7 protein-coding genes and 1 pseudogene are annotated in these 8025 nt (G+C 72.8%); 3 read left to right on the forward strand and 5 right to left on the reverse strand.

Annotated features, from left to right (window positions below; all coding sequences use genetic code 11):
* The 5 genes and pseudogenes from VR44_RS18350 to VR44_RS18370 all read right to left on the reverse strand — a co-directional run.
* A partial coding sequence (locus VR44_RS18350; RefSeq protein WP_045948611.1) for an SAM-dependent methyltransferase occupies positions 1-233 on the reverse strand: 233 nt, incomplete at its 3' end.
* On the reverse strand, positions 230-1186 hold the full coding sequence (gene hemC, locus VR44_RS18355; protein WP_045948612.1) for a hydroxymethylbilane synthase: 957 nt from the start codon (positions 1184-1186) through the stop codon (positions 230-232). The genes hemC and VR44_RS18350, both read right to left, overlap by 4 nt.
* Positions 1183-3099, reverse strand: a complete 1917-nt coding sequence (locus VR44_RS18360; RefSeq protein ID WP_045948613.1) for a glutamyl-tRNA reductase — start codon at positions 3097-3099, stop codon at positions 1183-1185. The genes hemC and VR44_RS18360 overlap by 4 nt, the downstream gene beginning before the upstream one ends.
* Positions 3096-3918: pseudogene (locus tag VR44_RS18365) on the reverse strand (redox-sensing transcriptional repressor Rex). The gene VR44_RS18360 and the pseudogene VR44_RS18365 overlap by 4 nt, the downstream one beginning before the upstream one ends.
* Before the next feature lie 273 nt (positions 3919-4191).
* Entirely contained in the window at positions 4192-4470 is a 279-nt protein-coding gene (locus tag VR44_RS18370; RefSeq protein WP_045948616.1) for a glutaredoxin family protein, read from the reverse strand.
* A gap of 102 nt (positions 4471-4572) precedes the next feature.
* Here VR44_RS18370 and VR44_RS18375 point away from each other — a divergent pair, with 102 nt between their 5' ends.
* The 3 genes from VR44_RS18375 to VR44_RS18385 form a co-directional block, all read left to right on the forward strand.
* Positions 4573-5571, forward strand: a complete 999-nt coding sequence (locus tag VR44_RS18375; RefSeq protein WP_045948614.1) for an HAD family hydrolase — start codon at positions 4573-4575, stop codon at positions 5569-5571.
* Between the two features lie 340 nt (positions 5572-5911).
* On the forward strand, positions 5912-6739 hold the full coding sequence (locus VR44_RS18380; protein WP_045948615.1) for an ECF subfamily RNA polymerase sigma factor, BldN family: 828 nt from the start codon (positions 5912-5914) through the stop codon (positions 6737-6739).
* A 244-nt stretch (positions 6740-6983) separates the two neighbouring features.
* The coding region (locus VR44_RS18385) for a DUF5667 domain-containing protein (protein ID WP_245691959.1) at positions 6984-8025 on the forward strand (1042 nt) is incomplete at its 3' end.

Raw genomic sequence — 8025 nt, forward strand, 5'->3', positions numbered from 1 at the left:
ACTGACTTCTCGTCAGCGACCGTCAGCTGTGGCGTGTCGACGCCCGCACGCGCGTGGGTCCGTACGACGTCGAGCACCTCGGGCTCGGCGATCAGCACGTCCGCGGCGGCGAGCGCCTCCACGGCGCGCAGCGTCAGCAGACCCGGGTCGCCGGGGCCGGCACCCAGGAAGGTGACGAGCCCTTGGACCGCGACGGCCGGGAATGCGGAGGTGGTGGGGCTTGAGGGGTTCAAAGGGATCGCTCCCCCATCAGACCGGCCGCGCCCTTGGCCAGCATCTCGTCCGCGAGTTCGCGGCCGAGCGCCATGGCCTCGTCGTACGACTGGGGCACGGGACCGGTGGTGGACAGCTGCACCAGCGTGGAACCGTCGAGGGTCCCGACGACACCACGCAGGCGCATTTCATTGACAGTCTGGCCGTCGGCCAGGGCGCCCACGGGCGCGCTGCAGCCGGCCTCCAGCGCCGCGAGCAGGGCACGCTCCGCGGTGACCGCGGCCCGGGTGTACGGGTCGTCCAGCCGGCCGAGCGCGGCGACCAGCTCCGTGTCGGACGCCAGGCACTCCACGGCCAGGGCTCCCTGGCCGGGCGCGGGCAGCACGTTGTCGACCGACAGCAGGTCGGTCGCCTCGTCACCGCGCCCGATGCGGTTGAGGCCGGCGGCGGCGAGCACGACCGCGTCGAGCTCACCGTCGCGCACGAACTGGATCCGGGTGTCGACGTTGCCGCGGATGGCGACGCACTCGATCGACTTCCCCAGGCTCTTCGCGTACGCGTTCAGCTGCGCCATCCGGCGCGGCGAGCCGGTACCGACCCGGGCGCCGTCCGGGAGCTGCTCGAAGGTCAGCCCGTCGCGCGCCACGAGGGCGTCGCGCGGGTCCTCCCGCTCCGGCATGGCCGCGATGACCAGCTCGTCGGGCTGCGTGGTCGGCAGGTCCTTCAGCGAGTGCACCGCGAAGTCGACCTCGCCGCGCGCGAGCGCGTCGCGCAGCGCGGTGACGAACACGCCGGTGCCGCCGATCTGCGCGAGGTTCTCACGGGACACGTCGCCGTACGTCGTGATCTCCACGAGCTCCACGGGCCGGCCGGTGACCGCCCGGACCGCCTCGGCGACGTGCCCGGACTGGGACATGGCCAGCTTGCTTCGCCGCGTGCCAAGCCGGAGGGGCTGGTCGGGACGTGAGTTCATGATGCCCGTCCTGGGTCGTCGTTCTTCGGATCGGCCGCGTCCGCCCGGCTGACGGATGCCACCGTCTGAGGGTCGAGGTCGAAGAGTTCACGCAGCGCCTCGGCGTACCCGGCGCCGCCGGGCTCGCTCGCGAGCTGCTTCACGCGCACGGTCGGCGCGTGGAGGAGCTTGTCGACGACGCGGCGCACGGTCTGGGTGACCTCCGCGCGCTGCCGTTCGTCGAGGTCGGGTACCCGCCCGTCGAGGCGTGCCACCTCCATGGCGACGACCTCGGCGGCCATCGCCCGCAGGGCGACCACGGTGGGGGTGATGTGCGCGGCCCGCTGGGCGGCCCCGAAGGCCGCGACCTCCTCGGCCACGATCCCGCGCACGGCGTCGACATCGGCGGCCATGGGCGCGTCCGCACTCGCCTCGGCCAGGCTCTCGATGTCCACGAGCCGCACGCCGGGGATCCGGTGCACGGCGGCGTCGATGTCCCGCGGCATGGCCAGGTCGAGCAGCGCCAGCCGCACGGGGGCGGTACCGGCGTGACTGCGGCTCCCCCGCCGGGGCTGCCGCTGCGCGGCGGCCTCCCCCTGATCGGCCCAGGCCCCGTGCAGTTCGAGCGAAGTGGCGTCCACTCCGGCGAGCGCGGACCGCCCGTCCCCGACGGGCACGTCCACGGGACAGCCGTCGGCGACAGCCGGAGCGGCGATGGTCCGAGCGGCCCCGGCATCGGCCAGCCGCCGCCCACCTTCGGCGGCGGCGACGAGCCGCGCCAGAACGTCGGCATCGACCCCGGCCACTACGGCCGCGCCCGGGGCCACGGACCCGCCCGCCCGGGGCGCGCTCCCGGCTGCCCGCGGCACGTCCCCGGCCGCGGCGAAGCCGCCGGCCGTGCCCGGCACGGGCTCTCCGGCATCGGTCAGATCAAGCCCCGCCTGGGGGCCCCTCCCAGCGGGCGGGGTCTGGGGGCGGAGCCCCGAGGGGGCCTGGGGCGCAGCCCCTGCCCCGGGGTCCGGGGCGGAGCCCCGGGAGGGGGTCCGGGGCGAAGCCCCGGTTTCGGGGAGGGGCGGGGTGGGGGAAAGCCCCGCAGGGCCAGCCGACACGGCCGCGGCCACGTCGTCCCCGGTCAGCACCAGCCCCGTGGCCCCCGTACAGGACACGACGACATCGGCCCGCCCGAGCTCCTCGGCCACGGCGGACATCGGAACGGCCCGCGCAGCGACACCGGTGCCCGAGGCAACCAGAATCTCCGCGAGACGCTCCGCCCGCTCGGCGGTCCGGTTCGCCACGGCGATCTCCGCGACCCCCACCCGCGCCAGCGTGGCGGCGGCCAGCGAGGACATCGACCCGGCGCCGATCACCAGCGCCCGCTTCCCGGCGGCCCAGTCCGCGACCGGCTCCCGCACGGCCAGCTGCTCCAGACCGAAGGTCACCAGCGACTGCCCGGCCCGGTCGATCCCGGTCTCCGAGTGCGCCCGCTTGCCGACCCGCAGCGCCTGCTGGAACAGGTCGTTGATCAGCCGCCCGGCGGTGTGCAGCTCCTGCCCCAGCGCCAGCGCGTCCTTGATCTGCCCGAGGATCTGCCCCTCGCCGACCACCATCGAGTCCAGCCCGCACGCCACCGAGAACAGGTGGTGCACCGCCCGGTCCTCGTAGTGGACGTACAGGTACGGGGTGAGCTCCTCCAGCGCGACCCCGCTGTGCTGGGCCAGCAGCGTGGACAGCTCGGCGACGCCGGCGTGGAACTTGTCCACGTCGGCGTACAGCTCGATCCGGTTGCAGGTGGCCAGCACCGTCGCCTCGGCCGCCGGCTCGGCGGCCAGGGTGTCGTGCAGCAGCTTGACCTTGGCGTCGGCGGACAGCGAGGCACGCTCCAGCACGCTCACCGGCGCGCTGCGGTGGCTCAGGCCGACAACGAGCAGGCTCATGCCGGCATCACCGCCGGAACGTCACCCTCGGGCCCGCCCTTGCGCGCGGAGGCGGCGCCCCGCCCGGCCGGCGGCCGGAGCGGCTCCGGTCCCGCTGGCCCCGCCGGTGGTGCCCTCGGCCGGCGTGCCCGCGGCCTCGGCCCCGCCCCCGGTCTCCTCGCCGGCCTTCCGCTGCTCGTGGAACGCCAGGATCTGCAGCTCGATCGACAGGTCGACCTTGCGCACGTCCACCCCGTCCGGCACGGACAGCACGGTGGGCGCGAAGTTCAGGATGGAGGTGACCCCCGCCGCGATCAGCCGCTCGCTGACCTGCTGCGCGGCGCCCGCCGGGGTCGCGATGACCCCGATGGAGACGCCGTTCTCCTCGATGATCTTCTCCAGGTCGTCGGTGTGCTGCACGGGCATGCCGGCCACCGGCTTGCCGGCCATGGCCGGATCGGCGTCGATCAGCGCGGCCACGCGGAACCCGCGCGACGCGAAACCGCCGTAGTTGGCCAGGGCGGCGCCGAGGTTGCCGATGCCGACGATGACGACGGGCCAGTCCTGGGTCAGCCCGAGCTCACGGGAGATCTGGTAGACGAGGTACTCGACGTCGTAGCCCACGCCCCGCGTGCCGTAGGAGCCGAGGTACGAGAAGTCCTTGCGCAGCTTCGCGGAGTTGACTCCGGCGGCGGCCGCGAGCTCCTCGGAGGACACCGTGGGCACCGAGCGCTCGGAGAGCGCGGTGAGCGCGCGCAGGTACAGCGGAAGCCGGGCGACAGTGGCCTCGGGAATACCTCGGCTGCGGGTCGCCGGTCGGTGAGTTCGGCCAGTTGCCACGATGCTCCTGCGGGATGAGCGGGGCTGTAGGCGGCCTCTTGTCCCAGGACCGCCCCGTCGGAAGCAGGCTATGTCTTTGTGAACGCGTGCACAAAGATTGTGTCCGCTTTGTCCGAGCAAAGTGACCGGGGTCACGCGGGCTGGGCACCTGGGGCCGGAACCGGGAACGGGCCGAACCCGTTCAAATCCCGAGGGGGGCAAAGCGGTACACACTCCTTATCGATACGCCCCCGAGTCCCCATAAATCGCCCATGATGGTAACGGCCCGGAGGGTCAGGCTCCCAATGCCTTCCGAAGCCGGTCGGGGTTCACCCTCCAGAAGGTGTGCTGTTCACCGTCCACCAGCACGACCGGAATCTGCTCCCAGTGCCGGCGGTAGAGCTCCTCGTCCTGCGAGATGTCCTTCTTCTCCCACTGCGCACCCGTCTCGGCGCACACCTTCTCGATCACTTCCTGGGCGTCGTCGCACAGATGACACCCCGGCTTCCCGACGAGCGTCACCATCCGCTCCTCGGGACGCTTCTTTTCCTTACGGCGCAGCAAAGGGCTCATGCCGCCATTGTCCCGCGCCCGAGGGACCATGTGCCCGAAGAGTTAACCCCTCTGTTTCCCGGCGGTTCGGGAACTCCCGAACACAATGGCTATGCTCGCGTCATGGCCGCTCTGGGATGGCTCACCCCCCGTAGACGCTCCGCGACAGCGCGGAGCGTGCTGGCAGGCGAGGCCTCGGCCGAGGCCGCCCGCAAGACCGCGCGGTCCGACGCCCCACCGCACCCCGCACCGGCGGCGCCGCAGGCCCCCGAGACCGCAAGCGGAACCGGAACCGACATCACCGCGCCCCCCGCCGAGGCCGCGGCCGAACCCGCGTTCCCGGTCCCCGGCGACGACCTCGCCGCCGCCTTCTTCGACCTCGACAACACCGTCATGCAGGGCGCCGCGATCTTCCACTTCGGCCGCGGCCTCTACAAGCGCGAGTTCTTCCGCCGCCGGGAACTGGCCCGCTTCGCCTGGCAGCAGGCCTGGTTCCGGCTCGCCGGGGTCGAGGACCCCGAGCACATGCAGGACGCCCGCGACAGCGCCCTGTCCATCGTCAAGGGCCACAAGGTCTCCGAACTGATGTCGATCGGCGAGGAGATCTACGACGAGTACATGGCCGAGCGGATCTGGCCGGGCACCCGCGCCCTGGCCCAGGCCCACCTCGACGCCGGCCAGAAGGTCTGGCTGGTCACCGCCGCGCCCGTCGAGACCGCCACGATCATCGCCCGCCGCCTCGGCCTGACCGGCGCCCTGGGCACCGTCGCCGAGTCCGTGGACGGGGTCTACACCGGCCGCCTGGTCGGCGAGCCGCTGCACGGCCCCGCGAAGGCGGAGGCGGTGCGCGCGCTGGCCGCCGCCGAGGACCTGGACCTCGCGCGCTGCGCGGCGTACAGCGATTCGCACAACGACATCCCGATGCTGTCGCTGGTCGGGCATCCGTACGCGATCAATCCCGACACAAAACTGCGCAAGCATGCCCGTGCACACGACTGGCGGCTGCGCGACTATCGGACCGGGCGCAAGGCCGTGAAGGTCGGCGTCCCGGCCGCCGCCGGGGTCGGCGCGATCGCGGGCGGCGCGGCCGCCGCGATCGCCCTGCACCGCCGCCGCAAGTAGCAACGCCGGGCCCCGCCCCTCCCGCGGGCGGCCCGGCGGCCATTCGCTCCCCTCTACCCGCGCCGGTGGCGCGGCACTCCGGCCTGCCCGACTCGGTCGCGGGACATCCCGGAAGCGTCCAATCCGCGCACCCAAGTGATCACTTGCCGATCACCAACCCGCTCTGAATATGCCCTCGACACGCAACAGAAGTGTCGGAACCGGTGATTTCAGCAACTGGGTGTAGCGCTGCCTGTACGAAGCGTTATTCTCCTCAAACGCATGCCGCCGCCCGCCTGTCGCCACGACGGGTGAACGGTCCCGCACTGCACGTGATGGAAGCTCTGCCTCTGGGAGTCCCGTGTACCCACCTGTCGGGGTTGACGCCTCGGGCCTGGCTACGCTGCGCGCAACGGTCCTCGACCACCTGCGCGGCTTCGTCCCCACCGCGTACGCCGTCCCCGCCCTCGCCGCCGCGGTCCCCGCCGGACTCGGCCCGGCCGGTCCCTGCTACGCCCTGACCGACGGCGGAGCGACGGTGGGCAGACGCGGTCGCAGCGCGGGGTCCGCCGCCGGCGGCGGCACGAGCGCGCCCACCGCCCGCCGCCCCACGGCGGACAGCGACCAGGCGGCGGACAGCGACCAGGCCCGCATGATGGACCTGGTCGAACGCGCCCAGGCCGGCGAGGCCGAGGCCTTCGGCCGCCTCTACGACCAGTACAGCGACACGGTGTACCGCTACATCTACTACCGCGTCGGCGGCAAGGCGACCGCGGAGGATCTCACCAGCGAGACCTTCCTGCGCGCGCTGCGCCGCATCTCCACCTTCACCTGGCAGGGGCGCGACTTCGGCGCCTGGCTGGTGACCATCGCGCGGAACCTGGTGGCGGACCACTTCAAGTCCAGCCGCTTCCGCCTGGAGGTCACCACCGGCGAGATGCTCGACGCCAACGAGGTGGAGCGCAGCCCCGAGGACTCCGTCCTGGAGTCCCTCTCCAACGCGGCCCTGCTCGAAGCCGTGCGCAAGCTCAACCCGCAGCAGCAGGAGTGCGTGACCCTGCGCTTCCTCCAGGGCCTCTCGGTCGCCGAGACCGCACGGGTCATGGGGAAGAACGAGGGCGCGATCAAAACGCTCCAGTACCGCGCGGTGCGCACCCTGGCCCGCCTGCTCCCCGAAGACGCCCGCTGACGCGGGCGAACACGCCCGCGAAAAAACACGACAACCTCACACCCGGTGACCCCTCGATGACGCTGTGGTCCGATCATCCTTCGTCCGTAACCCAAGTGCCGCGCCGCTCGTTGTGCGGAATGCAGGCTCCCTGTGGACACGCCCTGCCCGAAGCCGCTCACTCGAAAGTGTGGATGTGCTCAAGGAAGGCAACCTTCCGGACACCTGGGGGAGTCGATCGTCATGACGAGAGGAGGTGCCGCCAGTGATCGCGAACGTGACCCCGCACCGGCGGGCGAACGCCTTCGCCCAGGCCCTGGAGGATCGGACCCCTTCCGACCTTTCGGAACCGGAACCGGCGGCCGAGCAGTCCGAGGCACCTGCCGAATCTGCCGACCACGACCGGTTGTTGGCCCTGGCGAGCGTGCTCGGCGAAAGAATGCCGCGCCCGGTGCTGGACCCCGAGGTCAAAGTGGTGCAACGAGCACAGCTCGTCGCCGCCATGGAGGCCATGGTGATGGAGGAGAGGGCCGGGGGCGGTGCCGCCGCGGACCCTCAGGTGCCCGAGCAGCGGACCGGCCGCGGCGCCCACCGGGCGACCTCGCTCCGGAAATTGCGGCCCCGCTCCCGCTGGTCCAAGGGCATCGCAGCGGGCGGCCTCACCGTGGGTGTGGCCGCAGGGGCCTTCAGCGGAGTGGCCGCTGCCAGCACCGACGCCCTGCCCGGTGACTCCCTCTACCCGGTCAAGCTGGGCATGGAGGACCTCAAGCTGGGCCTGGCCGACAAGGACGCGGACCGGGGCGAGCTCTACCTCGACCAGGCCTCCAGCCGCCTGTCGGAGGCGCGCAGGCTGATGGAGCGCGGCCGCTCCGGCCCCCTGGACCACGAAGTCCTGGGCGAGATCCGGCGTGCCCTCGCGGGCATGCAGCACGACGCGGCGGAGGGCCACCGGCTCCTCCAGGCGGCCTACGAACGGGACGGCTCGCTCGGCCCGATCCAGACGCTGTCCTCGTTCTCCCGCGCCCACCGCGACGCCTGGGGCCGGCTCCGCTCCAACCTGCCCCCGCAGCTCCACGACGTCGGCGACCAGGTGACCTCGGTCTTCCAGGCCATAGACGAAGACGTGGAGCCGCTCCAGGGCCTGCTGCCGAAGCCCCCGGAGCAGGGCCGCGGCGGACCGGGCTCCGGCCCGTCCACGGCGGACACCCCCGCGGCGCCGGGCAAGCAGCAGCAGCCCGCCCCCGCCTCGGGCGCTCCCTCACAGCCGGCCGCCCCCGCCGCGCCCAGCTCCCCCGGCAGCCAGACCC

Source organism: Streptomyces katrae (assembly GCF_000966975.1).
Lineage (GTDB): Bacteria > Actinomycetota > Actinomycetes > Streptomycetales > Streptomycetaceae > Streptomyces > Streptomyces katrae.

Bases quoted from the DNA above. Each gene is read 5' to 3' on its own strand.
- hemC (WP_045948612.1), bottom strand. From the start codon at position 1,186: ATGAACTCACGTCCCGACCAGCCCCTCCGGCTTGGCACGCGGCGAAGC.
- VR44_RS18360 (WP_045948613.1), bottom strand. From the start codon at position 3,099: ATGAGCCTGCTCGTTGTCGGCCTGAGCCACCGCAGCGCGCCGGTGAGC.
- VR44_RS18375 (WP_045948614.1), top strand. From the start codon at position 4,573: ATGGCCGCTCTGGGATGGCTCACCCCCCGTAGACGCTCCGCGACAGCG.
- VR44_RS18370 (WP_045948616.1), bottom strand. From the start codon at position 4,470: ATGAGCCCTTTGCTGCGCCGTAAGGAAAAGAAGCGTCCCGAGGAGCGG.